The organism is Zooshikella sp. RANM57 (assembly GCF_050749885.1).
Lineage (GTDB): Bacteria > Pseudomonadota > Gammaproteobacteria > Pseudomonadales > Zooshikellaceae > Zooshikella.
In genome coordinates this window covers 468995-485323 of the sequence record NZ_JBOIUB010000001.1, presented here as the reverse complement: position 1 = coordinate 485323, position 16329 = coordinate 468995, and the positions used below count along the sequence as shown (strand labels likewise).

General features: G+C 38.6%; 15 protein-coding genes and 2 pseudogenes. 15 read left to right on the top strand and 2 right to left on the bottom strand.

Annotation, left to right across the window (positions count from 1 at the left end; all coding sequences use genetic code 11):
- Positions 1-117: 117 nt before the first annotated feature.
- A complete protein-coding gene (locus ACQ96U_RS01740; protein ID WP_431719501.1) occupies positions 118-876 on the bottom strand; it encodes a hypothetical protein in 759 nt (252 codons plus the stop codon).
- Between the two features lie 793 nt (positions 877-1669).
- Between ACQ96U_RS01740 and ACQ96U_RS01735 the strand changes: the two genes are divergently transcribed.
- Positions 1670-2683: a sphingomyelin phosphodiesterase gene (locus ACQ96U_RS01735; protein ID WP_431719500.1), complete on the top strand. Its 1014-nt coding sequence runs from the start codon at positions 1670-1672 to the stop codon at positions 2681-2683.
- Between the two features lie 411 nt (positions 2684-3094).
- On the opposite strand, the gene ACQ96U_RS01730 is transcribed toward ACQ96U_RS01735, so the two are convergent.
- The gene (locus tag ACQ96U_RS01730) at positions 3095-4426 is read right to left on the bottom strand and encodes a VWA domain-containing protein (RefSeq protein WP_431719499.1); all 1332 of its coding nucleotides are present in this window, start codon (positions 4424-4426) and stop codon (positions 3095-3097) included.
- Between the two features lie 400 nt (positions 4427-4826).
- Between ACQ96U_RS01730 and ACQ96U_RS01725 the strand changes: the two are divergent.
- From ACQ96U_RS01725 to ACQ96U_RS01660, 14 genes and pseudogenes are all read left to right on the top strand, one after another.
- A pseudogene (locus ACQ96U_RS01725) lies at positions 4827-4964 on the top strand (transposase); the annotation flags it as partial.
- A 9-nt stretch (positions 4965-4973) separates the two neighbouring features.
- Positions 4974-5192: pseudogene (locus tag ACQ96U_RS01720) on the top strand (integrase core domain-containing protein); the annotation flags it as partial.
- A 375-nt stretch (positions 5193-5567) separates the two neighbouring features.
- Complete coding sequence (locus ACQ96U_RS01715; RefSeq protein ID WP_431719498.1) at positions 5568-7118, top strand: TerD family protein; 1551 nt, start codon at positions 5568-5570, stop codon at positions 7116-7118.
- Between the two features lie 387 nt (positions 7119-7505).
- Entirely contained in the window at positions 7506-8114 is a 609-nt protein-coding gene (locus ACQ96U_RS01710; protein WP_431719497.1) for a TerD family protein, read from the top strand.
- 25 nt (positions 8115-8139) lie between these two features.
- Positions 8140-9234 carry a TerD family protein gene (locus tag ACQ96U_RS01705; RefSeq protein WP_431719496.1) on the top strand — a complete coding sequence of 365 codons (1095 nt, stop codon included), beginning with the start codon at positions 8140-8142 and terminating at the stop codon, positions 9232-9234.
- Positions 9235-9245: 11 nt separating this feature from the next.
- A complete protein-coding gene (locus ACQ96U_RS01700) occupies positions 9246-9704 on the top strand; it encodes a tellurite resistance TerB family protein (protein WP_431719495.1) in 459 nt (152 codons plus the stop codon).
- 28 nt (positions 9705-9732) lie between these two features.
- A complete protein-coding gene (locus ACQ96U_RS01695) occupies positions 9733-10761 on the top strand; it encodes a TerC/Alx family metal homeostasis membrane protein (protein WP_431719494.1) in 1029 nt (342 codons plus the stop codon).
- A gap of 38 nt (positions 10762-10799) precedes the next feature.
- Positions 10800-11372, top strand: a complete 573-nt coding sequence (locus ACQ96U_RS01690; RefSeq protein WP_431719493.1) for a TerD family protein — start codon at positions 10800-10802, stop codon at positions 11370-11372.
- Positions 11373-11422: 50 nt separating this feature from the next.
- Positions 11423-12001, top strand: a complete 579-nt coding sequence (locus tag ACQ96U_RS01685) for a TerD family protein (protein ID WP_431719492.1) — start codon at positions 11423-11425, stop codon at positions 11999-12001.
- Positions 12002-12084: 83 nt separating this feature from the next.
- Entirely contained in the window at positions 12085-13221 is a 1137-nt protein-coding gene (locus ACQ96U_RS01680; protein WP_431719491.1) for a phosphoribosyltransferase domain-containing protein, read from the top strand.
- On the top strand, positions 13221-13967 hold the full coding sequence (locus ACQ96U_RS01675; protein ID WP_431719490.1) for an HAD family hydrolase: 747 nt from the start codon (positions 13221-13223) through the stop codon (positions 13965-13967). Before ACQ96U_RS01680 ends, ACQ96U_RS01675 begins: the two co-directional genes overlap by 1 nt.
- A 14-nt stretch (positions 13968-13981) precedes the next feature.
- Positions 13982-15091 carry a cysteine protease StiP family protein gene (locus tag ACQ96U_RS01670; RefSeq protein ID WP_431719489.1) on the top strand — a complete coding sequence of 370 codons (1110 nt, stop codon included), beginning with the start codon at positions 13982-13984 and terminating at the stop codon, positions 15089-15091.
- Positions 15088-15966, top strand: a complete 879-nt coding sequence (locus ACQ96U_RS01665) for an aldolase/citrate lyase family protein (RefSeq protein WP_431719488.1) — start codon at positions 15088-15090, stop codon at positions 15964-15966. The genes ACQ96U_RS01670 and ACQ96U_RS01665 overlap by 4 nt, the downstream gene beginning before the upstream one ends.
- Before the next feature lie 3 nt (positions 15967-15969).
- A complete protein-coding gene (locus ACQ96U_RS01660; RefSeq protein WP_431719487.1) occupies positions 15970-16242 on the top strand; it encodes a DUF6471 domain-containing protein in 273 nt (90 codons plus the stop codon).
- Positions 16243-16329 lie beyond the last annotated feature (87 nt).

Here is a 16329-nt window from a genome sequence, read left to right as displayed (position 1 = left end):
AGTTTTCAGTAGTATAGGCAAAGACAGGATAGGCATTCAGATAAAATTAAATGAATAATGATTCATTTAATTATTTTAGAGTAAGGCATATCAATAATATGATTTATTTAGCCCCCCTTAAAGCACTACCTGAAAGGGAAATAAATCCGGTTGAACCTGCATCAACGTTATGATGAGCATAGCGAATAAACTACTGAGATAAAAACAACCTGGTAAAATCAAAAACCAACATATTGACCGCCACCCCTGTTGACTGTAACACGTTCGTACACCTTGATACGTTATCCATATGGACCATGCAGGTAATAATATCAAACCATATTCAACCATAAACACGGGATGTGCCCACGCATCAATATACATAGCATATTGACAGCTTTCATAGACTGTTAATAACAAAATAGGCAATGTGGTTATCAATGAAGGCAAAATAAATAATTCTTTAACGCCTGAATATATCAGTGACGAATGAGGCGGTTTTTTTGAATGAGAACTACAAAATATTATTCCCAATCTGACCCAGTAGCACCCTACAAAAACCACAATGATGCCAATGGGCAGTCCCATTGCGATAACACATAGCCAATACCAAAACCACTGTGTCATAACTATTTGCCAATATGCAAATGAGCCACCCAGTTGAATATCAAGCATTTGTCGATTAATAACATCGACCATAACAGCCATTCCCAACAACCAACTGCCGATAAATACCAGTTTAGGTAAACGACAGATTGAGTAATCTTTAAAAAACCGGGAAGGAAAAAAGAAAGCTTTGACTAATGCATACCATGGCACCGAAGAAGGCACCTGCTGATTATTTTCAAGTGGTTCAAGAAGACTCGCTTCAGGTGGATGATAAAACCTGTTTATCATAATACTCAAAAGTAAAATCTGACCAGTTTCATGTTAACTAGCCAAATAATGTAATCAGTTAATTATTTTATCACACTCAAAATGTAGTACAGCTCTCTTCTGTGTGCCACATCGATGTAATTAACGTTACCTTTAAGCCATTATCCCTTTCGTTCAACAGTCTGCATAACGCCCTTCGAACACACCGTCAATCCTTCCCTGGAGGCTTGATTGCCGTATCCTTGCGGCAAACAGTTCGATGTGAGTTATCCCGCCTTTATCTACCACACTAGCGTATACCAAAGTCCCAGAAGTTCATTTAATCCCGCAGATCCCTCATTCCAAACAAACGTTTAAAACTATTTAATTTTTGAAAGCAAGTTTTAAGAATAACGCGTATCAAAATTAAAGATCATTTTTTTCATTGTGCTGTTAAATTTCCGTCATATTCCTTTGCTAGAAATAAATACAACACTCAGTTACTCATCATTAGACAGCAAATATTTTTCACTGAACAACAGTCATAGCGATTAGCAAGCACTTAATTAACCTAAGATGGTATTAAGTATTTCCTTTATTATGCCATGTATTGGAGAAAAACTATGGATCCGCCTTAAGCTTAAATTTCAAATTTAACACAACGATGTCCTTATCTTATTTAGGTATATTGCTATTCAATAAAATCAAAAATAATCATCACACCATCACGTCAACAAAAAAACAATAATAAGAAAAATCAAATAAAAAAAACAATCATCAAACGAAAACTATCCCCGCAACGGAGGGATAGACTACTAACATGGGACACTAAAATATGTTAAACCTGAGCAAATATTTGCTATTGGCAACTATTGTTTTATTTTCTGTTTATTCCCAGGCCAAAACATCACTCACAGTGATGAGTTACAATATTATGCAGTTACCTTTTCAAGATTGGGATCAAACTGCTCGCTTGCAAAATACTGCAAAAACGATTCGTCATTTACCTGTTCAAGCCGATATTCTGGTTATTAACGAGGCGTTTACCGATGATGCCTATAATACGCTGACTCAAGCGCTTGGGGATATATATCCTTATGCAACACCTGTTGTCGGCCAGCATTGCTCGACCAATCACTCAAGTTGGCATACGATACAAGGCCGTTGCAGTAACTCCCCTTTCGTTATTCGAGGTGGCACTTTTATTTTAAGTCGTTACCCTATTCTCGAACAACATGCCTATGTCTTCACTCACTACAGCAAATTATTTGAAGCAGCTGACTATTTTTCTAATAAAGGGGCTGTTTTAATCAAAATAGCACAAAGTGGAAAATCTCGTTATATTGTGGGTACACATCTTCAAGCTGATTATAAAAAGTATGTAGACAAAGCACATAGCGTAAGGATGCAACAGTTTGATGAAATAAACAGTTGGTTAAAACAGTTCAAAATATCCCCTATCCACCCCATTGTGTTTGCTGGAGATTTTAATGTTGAATATAAAAACACCCCAAAAAAACATTTGGCCATGTTAGATCATTGTCAATGTATGATTAATTATTCTTTTGATGGCGGATCCTTTTCTTCTGCAACAAACTGGCTGGCCAAGGCTGGAGCTTATTATGATGGTTATGATTTAAATTATGATGATACGCTGGATTACATTGCCTACCACCAACACTATCAACAACCCATCCAGTATTATATGGAAATTATAAAAGCTAAAGCAGATACTCAATGGTATTGGCATTATTTAGCGGGCAAGTGGAATGACCAACTTTATCATAACGGATACTACAGTGATATTTCTGATCACTACCCTGCAATGGGTTACTTTTATTTTAATTAAATGATCACTAATACCGTGCAGGCTGCTTATTGTTAAACCCAATCATTATCTAATGAACACATGTTGTACTTCGGTATAGGTCAGTGGTAAACAAAAGCTGGATAACGTTCGTTGAACTGTAGGCCGCAGGTATGCGGCAGCCAAGCCTCCAAGGAAGGATTGACGACGTTATTCAGTCTTTGAACAAAGGTTCTTTAGAACATGCTTTTAACAGCAAATTTATATGCGATTACTCTGCTCTTCAAGGTGGGTGGAGCTGTGATTGATGTGGTGAGTGATGACGACGAAGATGAAGATGAAGATGATTAATCTGAGCCTTGGCTCTCTACCAAGGCATGTTTAAAAATTATTCAAACTGCTTAGTCAGAATGTCCTGAGTCTTTGGTATGCACCAATATTCATGCCTTTAGGTCAACTAATGATACCAACTCTTTTAGCTTCACGTAGCCAACCAGGGAATTCATTTAATAATCGATCATATAACTCTTGGTCTTGCACTTTCTTGAAGTCATCAATAGGAAAGAAGTCAGCATTGTCAACAGTGCGTCCCGCTAAATCATCTAACCTCTCTAGAATGCCATAATTCGAGCCACCTAGCCCTACAAACTGCCAAAATATTGGATAGTCTGCGGCTTGTTTGATAAGTTTTTCTATTTCTCTATCTTTATAAATGCCACCATCTGTAATAAAGATAATATAAGCAGGTAAATTTGAGGTTTGATAGTTTTTTATTATATCACTGATCACTGGCGGTTCATTATTACCAAAGCCTAAACCTTCAATTACTTCTGAAATCATTGAAGAAAAAAATCCTTTTTTCTTCGTTTTTTTAGTAAGCTCTTCTATATAATCATCTAAATTGTCAAGTGACACATCAGCATATTTTTTAAATTTATCAGCAAAAGCCCATAACTCTAGTGCTTCATCATCGTCAAACTGAACTGCAAGTGTCGTAATTCTATCTAATGCAGCTTGTACGTTGCCTTCCTTGAACTGGTTAGTCATAGAGCCTGAAGCATCTAACACAAAAGCAACTTTAGCTTTGACATCCGTAAGTTGTTTTTTCTCTAAGCAGACTTTAATTGGTTTGGCTAGATTAATTAGCCTAGGCGCTTTTTCTTGTAATCTCTTTTCTAAATCAATAGGTTTAGATGGGCTTGCCTGAGAAGTGGCACCTGACGTACTTGATTGAGAAGCTTGGTCGTTATGAGAAGGGCTGGTAGTATCATCTGTTGGTTTTTCAGCAATATCCACTCCGTAGCCTGTCGCCAAAGGTGCTAATCCCCCATTATAACCTTGACCTAATGCTTTAAACTTCCAGTTACCCTGATGACGATAGAGCTGTCCCATAATTAAGGCCTTCTCTTTCATCCCCTGGGTGATAGGTTGATAGTGAGTGATTCCTTCTATATTTAAACGGATACGCTTTGCGGAACCAAAATCACTATTAGAATGGATAACAATAGCGAAGGCCACTTTGTGGATATCTGGGGGAATGTTAGTTAGGTTAACAGCATAGGACTGTTTATTAGTGTCTGATGAGAGTTTTACGCTATTATCTGTTGAATTGGGCTGGTTATAAAAAATGAAGTCAGCATCTGACCTTACTTTTCCTTGGTCATTTAATAAAAACGCAGAGGTATCGATATCATCTTTGTTGATTAATGGGTGATCCCATTCAATCGTAATATTGATATAATCGCTATTTAACTTGATATTTCCACCTGATTGAAGCTCTATCATCTCTTATATTCACCTGTAATTTCTATATATGGATTATAGGTTACCATAACTTTTCTACTCCTGGCTTAGATAAAATTGTCAGTGTTAACTACGACCAGTGCATTCATCTAGTGCTCCTGCCCTTTAGTGTTGTATGTCTATTCTGGCCACTTTGTTTTCTATTGGGTATGCATGATGCTAGTTGGGATTCAGTTGGATATTGTTAGCTTACCGGGAGGTGTTTGTAATTGACAACAATTGCCTTGCCGTTTTTCTTTTCAGGCGTTGAATGCTTTGGTTGATTTTTATAAGGCATAAATAAGCTAATAAAGTTTCTCTGTAATCTAATTATTCTGTTCTGCTCTAATGTCATCGGACACTTAATTTTGAGACAACACTGTCAATGAATTAAAAGGTCTATATGAGTCTAAAAAAAACACATAAGAGCTATCCACAGTCATTTAAAGATGAAGCTATTCTGATGGTGCTAGAGCAAGGCTACAGTGTTGCTGATGCAGCAAAGTCTCTTGATATTGCTACTAGCCTGCTTTACAAGTGGAAAGAAAAGGTAGGTGCGTGTTGGGATAATGCCGTGGTAGAACGTTTCTTTGGTAGCTTGAAGCACGACTGGCTTTTTAAGGTGAGTCAGCCCACGAGAGAATTTATGAAACAAGATGTGGTTGCTTATATGAAGTACTACAACTTAGAGCAACTGCATTCTGCCAATGGTGATCTGTCACCCGTAGAGTTTGAAAATTCTCAACTAAATGTGTCCAATTTTGGTTGACCAGCACCTGTTTCACATCCCCATTCAAGCACTACCTACAATTTGATATACCTCAACCATGATTAAATGAACACCTGTGGTATTTCGATATACATCAGTGTGTGGACAATGAATAGATAATGCACAGAACTTTCCAAAAAATCTTATCTTTGTGATGGGGTTGGCCGACTATTGTCTTCTCAGCTGATGAATCAAATCAGGTTGACCGAGTTCTACAGAACACATCAAAACCTAGTATGGGCCGGATATCCCGCTTAATCCTATGTGTTCTAGCTCAATACGGTCACTAAACTAGGTCATTAACAGAAGATTTGCGACAGCTACTCAGCCGAAGTACACTCTCATTTTGTGTCTAATAGGTGAATACAGAGCGCTATGGAGTTAATCAGAGGTCAAAATATTTCTTTAGATTCAAAAAAGCCCTTACGTATTGACATCGGTTGGCGTAGCCTCACAGCGGACCTCAATCTGGAGGCCTACGGGTTTGCTATTAATAATGACAAGCAAGTTACGTCTCCTAGTCACTTTTTATGGGAGGCTAACCCTGAAATTCCTGAGCTGGTTACCCGACATCCACAAGGGAAACAGTTTGATCTGAATTTACCTGTACTAGCCACCCCATATGATAAGTTATGCATTATCTTATCATTACCCGTGAATAGCCTTCATAGCTTCAACCAAGTACAAAATATACAGGTAAGGATAAACAATGGGCAGCTAACACGTATCAATATCCCTTCTTGCACTTCTGAAACCAAGTCGCTTACCTTACTGGAAATTTATCGCCATAAGGGCCAGTGGAAACTCCGCTTTATTGGCTACGAAGGTCTTGGAGACCTTAGCACTCTAGCAGAGCAATTTCGCTTCAGCTTACCTTCAGCATTAATACCAGATGATGGTATTTCTCTGAGTGAAGGTGTTGAACTCTCTGCAGGAGAGAACTTATCTCTTACCGAGCATTTTGCTCATTGTAAAAAACTATTGTGGCAAGCTCGAAGTGTACCGAAGCTAGATGATATTGAGCTAAACCTAGTAGCAGTTGGTCCTGAAAATAAAGTCAAAAATATTAAAGATTTCTTATATCCGGCGAATCCTTCTCTACGTGGTGGTGGCGTTGCGCTAAAAAGCAATGAAGGTCAAATTAACCTAGAGCAATTACCTGCAGATATTGTCAAACTAGAGCTGTTAGTGAGTCGTACCCCAGAGACTAAACGTTTCTCTAGTGTCGACTATATTGAAACGCGTTTAGTCAGTGCCATTACCGGTCAGCCTGTGTGTAAATTTATTTTTGAAACTGCAGCAAAAAATTACAATAGTGCCGTGCTGTTTGAAATTTATCGCTATCGAGGTGAGTGGCGAGTACGAGGTCTGGGACAAGGCTATGCAGAAGGCATCAATAAAATTGCTGAAAAATATGGCTTTACTGCCCCTAAACAAAGAAAACCTCAAACAATGAGTCATCGCCCTCCTCCCCAATCGCCTCAGCCAACAGCCAGTGCAGGAGCAACGACTACACCTAGCACACAACTACCAAAATACCCTTATGTAGGTTATGGCATTGCTGCTATGGGTGGTGTTATTTCATTACTGGGCTACGCCAGTATTCCTATGCTATTAATCGGTGCGGGTATGGTTTCTGGTGGTGCTTTTGTCAGCTGGAAAACCTTTAACCAAACCAAAGCAGCTCAAAAAGAACACAATGAGCGAGTTATTCTCAATATGATAAAAGAACGGAACTACAGAGTCACCGCTTTTGAATTAGCCTCTAGCCATACAATGACCATTGAGCAAGTAACAGAAATACTACAATATCTGTGTGCCAAAGGCGCTGGACAAATAGAGATAGATGAAAATGGTAAAGAGGTTTTCGTGTTTGATAACATGCGTAGTGATAACATTCGCCAAAACCAGCCTGATAACTGGTAAAACTACTGAGCAATAATCTGTCACCCTGATAGTCTTTTTCTACTCCTGCTCACACTGAGCTACCGTGATATTGAAGCGTTCATGCACAATTGCAGTGTCCCTGTCGACCATTCCAGTATTCAGTGCTGGGTGGCGACCTACACTGCTCAACTCGAAAAATTGTTTCGAAAAAAGAAGTCACCTATCAGCAAAAGTTGGTTCATGGATAAGACCTACACTAAGATGAAAGACCAGTGGTATTATCCTGAGTATTTTTTGCGACAAAACTTGAAACTTTACGATGCGACCGCTTTCCAATCAGTCATGATTATTGACTTGCTATAGGCGGTATGTCAAAGTGCGAAATTCATATTATTGTATGATCATCGACTAAGGCTAGGAGTCTATATGGCAATTTCATTAACTAAAGGTCAACGAATTAGCCTTGAAAAAGAAGCAGGTAAAAGCCTGCAACAAATTTGTGTCGGCGTTAACTGGGGGGCTATAGAAAAGAAAGGTTTTTTTGGTACTAAAAAAGTGCCCGTTGATCTGGATGCCAGTGTAGGATTGTACAATGACAAGAAGGAACCTGTTGATGTTGTCTATTTTGGACAGCTCCGAAGCAAATGCGGGTCAATTCATCATAGTGGCGATGACTTAACCGGAGACATGGATGGCGATGATGGATTAGATAATGAAGTCGTTACCATTAGCCTGCAACAAGTACCAAATGAAGTTTCTGCTGTAGCCGTTGTGCTCAATTCATTCCGCAAGCAAGACTTTGCAGCCATTCCCTTTGCCTCTATTCGCTTATATGAAGGCTCTCCTTCCAGGGTAGATAATATTTTGGCTACGTATGACATTGCCAATGACCCTTCTTTTTCAGGCTCAGTTACAATGGTATTAGGCGTTTTGTATAAAAAAGATGGAGATTGGAAATTCAAGGCTGTAGGTGAGCCAACTAAGGATCAAGGATTAGAGCAAACAATAATAACGGTTGCTCGCTCTTATATTTAACCTTTAACAGCTAAGGTTGGTTGGCATGCAGTATTTGATACCTGGGCAAAATACCAAGTTAGAAAACCCTATTATCACCCTTCGTGTTGAGGGTAGTTTAGGTGTTAAATGGTTATGCCTCGTATTTGATGAACAACAGCAGATCATTCATGGCCATTGTTCAGGTATCAATCAAAGCAATGAAGTGACGTGGTTAGTGCAGCCTTTTGAGTTAGCTGACAATGTCAACAAAATAAAGTTTATTGCTTATAGCGACCAACCCTTGGCATCAACAGCCGGTCAATTAACGGTCTTATATACAGATACCCTTGCAGATCAACCGTTATTTGAAGTAAAAGCTGAATTAGCCAACCGAAGTGAATCCCTATTAATAGTGTCAGAACTTTATCGCCATCATGATAAATGGAAGGTAAGGTCAGTTTGTCAGGGGTTTAATGAAGGTATTGCCCAGCTAGAAAAACAGTATAATATCTCCGTTGAACGAACAGCAGAAAATCCTCATCAGCAGACTCAAAAAGTCCAGCCAGTAGTTTCTAAACGACTATCTACGGCAGCAGAACAGCATACAAATCCTATTTTAAATACCATTACTGAGGATGACTTTCTCATTACCTTGAGCTGGAAAGATAAGCTAAACCCGCATGACCCAATCAATAATGTGCTTGACTTTGGACCTGTTAACGACTTACGAATAGGTGCGTTTTATGAGTTGAGAAATGGTCAGCGAGGGTTAGTACAGTCTTATGGTGAAGCACAAGGTTCTTATTATGGAGTGCCTTATATTCAAGCGATCAGTAATGAGGATCAGCGAATACAGCAGTTGCAGCTAAATACACAATACTGGCATAAATCGTATCGTATTTTAGTTTACTGCTTTATTCTAGAAGGGTTAAGCCAATGGAATAAATTGGGTGCCAGTATAGATTTTAACAACCTTGATCAAATACGTATTAGTTCCTATCGTTGTGACCAGCCATTATGTGCCGTAGCGATGATAGAGCGAGTGGAACAGCAATATAAACTAACACCCTTAATAGAGTTTTTTGATTCGCTAGTTGCAATGGATCAAGCTTATGGGTGGCAACTTCCTTGGTATTCACAGCAAGAAAACCCAGAGTAGAGGATGGTATTATGGCCGGTGGATTTAGTAATTTTTTAAACTCATTAAAAGAAAAAGCTAACGAATTAAAAGATGATGTAATGAAGTTTAAAAGTAAAAATTTCTTAAATGCTGCAACAGGTGGTGCTGCATTAATTGCTTTAGCGGATGGAACAATCCAAGCAGAAGAAAAACAAAAGATGATCAAATTTATTGAGAGCAATGAAGCACTCAAAGTATTTAAAACGACTGAGGTTGTATCATCATTTACTGATCATATTAATAACTTTGAATTCGATAAAGATATCGGCGAATCAAAAGCTTTTGAAGCATTAAATAAGTTGAGAAGCGATGAAGTCGCTTGTCGTACAGTTATGCGACTCATTATTGCAATAGCATCTTCCGATGGCGACTTTGACAGTAATGAAAAAGCGGTAGCTAAAAAAATAGCAGTAGAGTTAGGATTAAATCCCGCCGAGTTTGAGTTGTAATTTTTCCAAGGCTAGGAAGTAATAAACTATGGAATCATTTGGTTTTCCATTCGAAGCTGTGATTGTGCTGTTTGTTGTCGTCATTGCTTCTGTTTGGTGTGACTTATTTAGTCACCGAAACTCCACTGAAATTAAATTTAAAGATGCACTAGTGTGGTCCATTTTTTGGGTATCACTTGCCATAGCATTTTATGCTTATTTGTATCTACGTTATGATGCTAAATGGGCAGACCTGTTCTTAACCGGTTATGTGCTGGAAAAAACCTTATCCATTGACAATATGATGGTTTTTATAGCCATTTTTGCCTCATTTGGAATAAAAGGTGCCTTACAGCATCGTGTCTTATATTACGGTATCATTGGAGCCTTATTATTTAGAGCGATTTTTATTTCTGTAGGAACCTCTTTATTTGGCTTAAGTGTTTGGGTGGAGTTTATCTTTGGCTTAATTGTTGCCTGGACTGCCGTTTTGATGTTGAAAGGAAGCGATGATGATGAAGTGGAGGACTATTCCAATCACTGGTCTGTGCGCTGGACTAAAAAGCTAGTTCCCGTATTGCCACGCTTAAATGGAAACCAATTTTTTATTAAACATGTTGATGTTGAAAAGTTGAAAGCGACAGATTCCAGTTTACAAGTAGTGGGCAAAGCCGCTTTTTATGCTACACCTTTGTTTCTTTGTTTAATGTGTATAGAAATCAGTGATATTGTTTTTTCATTTGACTCAGTGCCAGCAATTATTGCAGTGACTGAAGAGCCCTTCTTAGTTTATGCGGCTGTCATTTTCGCTATTCTTGGCTTACGTAACCTGTACTTTATGCTAGCCGTGGCTGCTAAGTACCTATGTCACTTAGAAAAAGCGGTTGCAATTGTTTTATTCTTTATCGCCTTTAAGTTGTGTGCTCAGGCCGCTGAACATGTGTGGGGGGTTGGCTTAGAGATTTCTCATAGTATGAGCTTGTTTATAGTGCTGGGCACTATTGCTTTAGGTGTACTTTCTTCCATTGTGTTTCCTGAAAAAGAAACGCAAAACTCAAATGAAGTTGATGTAGTTTAATATCCTTATTTTGTTATAACTTCGAAGGAAAACAGAACATGGCAATTAGCTTAGAAAAAGGTGGACGTGTTAATCTGGCAAAAGAAGCGCCAGGCTTAAGCAAAATGCATGTAGGGGTTGGCTGGGATATTCGTGCAACAGATGGTTCTGCCTTCGACCTTGATGCATCATTGTTGATGGTGAATAGCCAGGGTAAAGGAATTGGTGAGGGTGGTTTTGTTTTTTACAATAACACCAAATCTGCCTGTGGCGCTATTCAGCATATGGGTGACAACCTCACTGGTGCAGGAGAAGGTGATGATGAGGTCATTAAGGTCAATTTAAGCTCCATCCCTGCTGAAGTTGAGAAACTGGTAATTGTTGTTACTATCCATGATGCAGAATCTAGAAATCAAAACTTTGGTCTAGTGGAAAATGCATTTATTCGTATTTTGAATGATGATAACCAGCAAGAAGTTATACGCTATGATTTGACTGAAGATTATTCGACAGAAACATCACTGATCTTTGGTGAAATATACAAAAAAGACGGTGATTGGCGTTTTGTTGCAAAAGGCGACGGTTTTGCTGGTGGTTTAGGTGCATTTTTACAAACTTATGGATTGGCGTAATAAAACAGCGTTTCCAATCTCAGTACCAATATAAAGACAGGAGAGAAATAATGGGTGTTTCATTACAGAAAGGTGGTAATGTCAGCTTAGAAAAAACAGCACCTGGTATGACTAATGCGGTCATTGGTTTAGGTTGGGATGCTCGTGCAACAGACGGCTCCGACTTCGACTTAGATGCTTCAGTTTTTATGGTAAATGAAGCGGGCAAAGTACGTAGTGATGCAGACTTTATTTTCTATAATCAACTAAAAAGCCAGTGCGGTTCTGTTGAACACTTGGGTGATAACCGAACAGGTGAAGGTGAAGGTGACGATGAATCGGTGAAAGTTGACTTAGCTAAAATTCCTACCGATGTTCAAAAAATTGTTATTGGGGTCACTATTCACGATGCAGAGTCAAGAAATCAAAATTTTGGCCAAGTATCGAATGCTTTTATTCGTATCGTCAATGAAGCGAACAACGACGAAGTGGTTCGTTATGATTTAAGTGAAGATTACTCAATCGAAACAGCCATGCTATTTGGTGAATTATATCGCCATGGCGGAGAATGGAAATTCCGTGCAGTAGGTCAAGGCTTTAGTGGTGGTTTAAAATCAATGGCTACCCAATACGGCGTTAGTGTAGGCTAATTACACAGGAATATTTGAATTTTTAGTCTCAGGTCGGCGGTTGTGTCCGCCTACCTCCTCTCCTTAGAAGTTGTTTCCCTCCTATGGAAAAAATCGTTGAAATTCAGTCAGGCTCGTTAACATTTACGGTTAATCATCAGCTCAGTAGTAAACAATATACTCTGTTTGATCTATTAACATTTGGATCTCGACAAAATCCCAAGCGTGGTTTTCTCTTTATTTCAAAAGTATTAGGTAAACATATACCTTGTCAGCCTTCAGTCATGTCATGCGTTTACGCTGCATTAGCTGAACAGATTCAGCTTGAAGCAGGGCCATGTGTGTTAGTAGGGTTGGCCGAAACGGCTACAGGGCTTGGTGCAGGTGTTGCTGAGACATTATTTCAGCTTGGTCATGATGTGTTGTATACCCATACTACGCGCTATCATTTAGCGAATACCCCTATTATTTTTAGTATTGATGAAAGTCATAGCCATGCCCCTGTACACATTATTTATCAGCCAACCAACCCGTTTCAACTAAAACAGGCTCAAACAGCCATATTGGTTGATGATGAAATAACAACAGGTAACACCTTATTGCAATTGGCTGAACATTTAATTGATTACACGGAAGGATTAAAAAAAATTGTATGGGTAAGTTTAGTGAGTTGGCTTTCTGAGCAACGCAAATCAGAAATACAGCAGCAACTACCTGGCGTAAAAGTCGAGTTTGTCTGCCTCGTGGCTGGTCATTTCCAATTTACACCGCGTTCCATGCACAGTAGTCAATTACCCGCTAAAACACAATTGTCCATATCCTCTCAGGCGGTGCTGGCAGATATACGAACAGGTATAGATTTTAACCATAGTAATAATCACTTTTATACCATTACGGGCGAACGGTTTACTATTGAGAGCTTAGCGAAGACTGATCAATATACAGTGCTAGGATATGGTGAGTTTTTGTATCAGCCATATAAACTGGCAGAAGAAATGGAAAAAGCTGGTTTTGATGTGTTATTTCAATCAACAACCCGCTCGCCAATTTTAGAAGGTGATGGGATTCTCCACAAAGAAGTTTTTAGCATTGAAAATAATTATGAAAATTATATTTATAACCGTCCTAAAGAGCGTATTACGATAATTGCTTATGAAACCTATGCGCAGTATCAACATTGTGGTTTAGCACAAAAAATTAACTGTATTCCTATCATTAAAGATGCAACCGAGGTGAGATAATGTCATATGTTGTTTTTACCGACATTGACGATACAGTTATACAAACAGAGCGTAAGTGTTCAGCAAGCGATAATCTGTATCCAGGGGCTGTTAATAGAGAAGGGAAAGTCATCTCTTATTATACAGAACAACAGCATAAATTATTAAGCTTGTTCTATGCTGGCGTATTAATTCCGGTCACTGGACGCAACTATGCAGCATTGTGTCGAACTAAATTAGTATTTAAGCATGAGATTATTATCAATCATGGTGCATTGGTATTAAATCATAATCACACGCTAGATGAAGCATGGTATCAACAAATCAGTCCAGCGTTATCAACGTGGCAAGTGCAGCTCGCTGAATGGGCAAGGGATGTACAGTTAATAATAGCTGAACATAAGTTACCACTAAGAGTAAAAGTGATTGAAGACTTTAATATAAGCTGTTACGTCAGTATAAAGGTCGAAAATAAACAAAATAAGATTGAAGACTTTATCTCACAATTAGCTCCTGTTGTTAATGCAGTGAACAGTCATCAAGAAACTTTGGTACATATAAATGGGAGTAACATGGCCTTACTACCTCCTTATGCATCAAAAGCTAACGCAGTCACTTTTCTCAAACAAAAATATCAAGCCATAGATAGCCACACGTTATTTGTAGGCGCTGGCGATAGTCTCAGTGACCTGGGCTTTATGAAAGCATGTGATTATTTATTAGTACCGAAGTGTAGTCAAATCAGTGATAGCGCATTTGATGAGTAAATTAAGAGGTTAAGATGAAGCATCAACCATTATTGACAGGTAGCTATCACCCAGAAGATTGTCTGTTCCTATTACAAGAGGCCGTTGATGTAGCACTTTTAACGGTAGACGAGAAAGAACAGCGGTTACAAGCTGGCATTCATTACTCTCAAATGGTGTCCATAGAGCAAGCTCCCAGTAAAGCTTACCTTGATGTATTTTATAAGTTAACGGCCAAATATAAAAAACGACTCGCAACGGAGTTACTGCAGTTAGCACAGATACTCAGGCAACAAAAAGGCAAGACAATTACCTTAGTATCATTAGCACGTGCAGGTACACCCATTGGTATTTTGCTCAAACGTGCTTTACATATGTTAGGTGACGTGGCGGCCTCACATTATTCTATTTCAATTATTCGTGGTAAGGGAATTGATGAAGTCGCTTTACGCTATTTACAAACAATCAATGTGAGTGCTGAATCTGTTGTTTTTGTGGATGGTTGGACTGCCAAAGGGGCAATTACCCGTGAATTAAAACAATCCATTCAACACTGGAATGAGCAAAACCCTAGCTTTCAATTAAGTGATAAATTATGTGTCGTATCAGATATTGGATATACAGCACACTATGTCGCGACTCATGAAGATTATGTAATTCCTTCAGGTATTTTAAATAGTACCGTTTCTGGTTTGGTATCAAGAACCATTCGTAACCCAGAAATATCAGGCTTTCATCAATGTGTCACTTATAGAGATCTACAACAGGACGATTTAAGTAACTGGTTTATAGACGAAATTACCAGTGAAATGGCACAGGTGAACTTCACATCACTGGCTATACCTAACATACTAAACCAGCAGAATAGAGACCAAAAACATCAAGAGGTGCTCAGTTATTTGGCCAAGGTCATGAAAGCTCAGGGCGTTGAAGATATTAATAAGGTTAAACCTGGTATAGCTGAAGCAACTCGGGTAATGTTGCGTCGGATTCCAGACCTATTAATATTAAAGAATAGCCAGTTAGAAGATGTTGAACACTTACTTATTTTAGCTAAAGAAAAGCAAATAAGGGTTAAGATTGATGCCGAAATGCCATTCAATGCATTAGCGCTAATAAAAGATTTAACAAGGAATCACTCATGAAGCATGCTGAGCAACTGTATTACAGGTTAGGGGCAACCCTATACATGCCAGCCATCATGCCTGATCTGGCACAGCGCTTGACAACAACCCAGGCAGGTTCTGTCGTACTTTGTACTGAGGATGCGATTTCGGAACATCAAATAGAAAGTGCTTTGAAAAACATTAATAAATTGCTGATGAGCTTTCCGCAAATCAAAACCAATTTGTTTATTCGTGCTCGATCTCCACAGGTATTATCCAACTTATTATCCTTAGCAACCATCGAACAAATTAAGGGATTTGTGATACCTAAAATAGATCACAGTAATGTCTATGAATACAAGGAGGCGATTGAAGACTCAGGTAAAAACTCGTTTCATTTAATGCCAACGATTGAAACTGAAGTAGCATTTGATAACCAAGAACTTATTCGGTTACGAAAAATAATCGACACGTTCTCTGTAGGAATTCCGTGTTTTCGAATAGGGGGTAATGACTTACTTAACCTATTAAATATTAAGCGACCTGATTATGTCACTATTTATGAAACACCTGTAAGGATTGCTATCGATAACTGCATTACGGCATTTAGGCCTTTTGGTTATCAACTATCTGCACCTGTATTTGAATATATTGACGATGAAAACTTGCCTCTTCTCAAGAAAGAACTCATGCTTGATCGGGCTTATGGTTTTCACAATAAAACAGCTATTCACCCCATTCAAGTACCTCTAATTCAAGAAATTCTTTCATTTAAAAATGAAGAAATTGATTTAGCGAAAAAAATTATATTGCATCAAGATAAAGCTGTTTTTAAAGAAGCTGGGCAAATGTGTGAACCGTCCACCCATATCAATTGGGCAAAAAAAGTATTGTCTATTGATGGGAGAAAATGAGTGATGAAAAAGTTACTGGGCGATAAACCTGTTTGGAATAAAGTATGTGCCACCTTGGTACAACAGGCAAGACAAAAAAATAAACTTACTTTTCGGGAACTGGCAGAACTTATCAAACAGAAAGCCAATATTGATATTGAACCTAATAATCTAGCTAATCGAGTGAATCGAGGTAACTTCTCGGCATCACTGCTCATTGCTATTTTTTTTGCTATGGAGGAGCCTTTACCGAGTCAAGTTGAGTTGGAAAGAGTCGTAATTGAGGTAACAGAATGAGGCGCTATTTTGCACATCAGGCTCAAAGTCTCAAAGCTTTCTGACTAGATGATATATTGTAAATACCCCCATTATTTGCACAACACA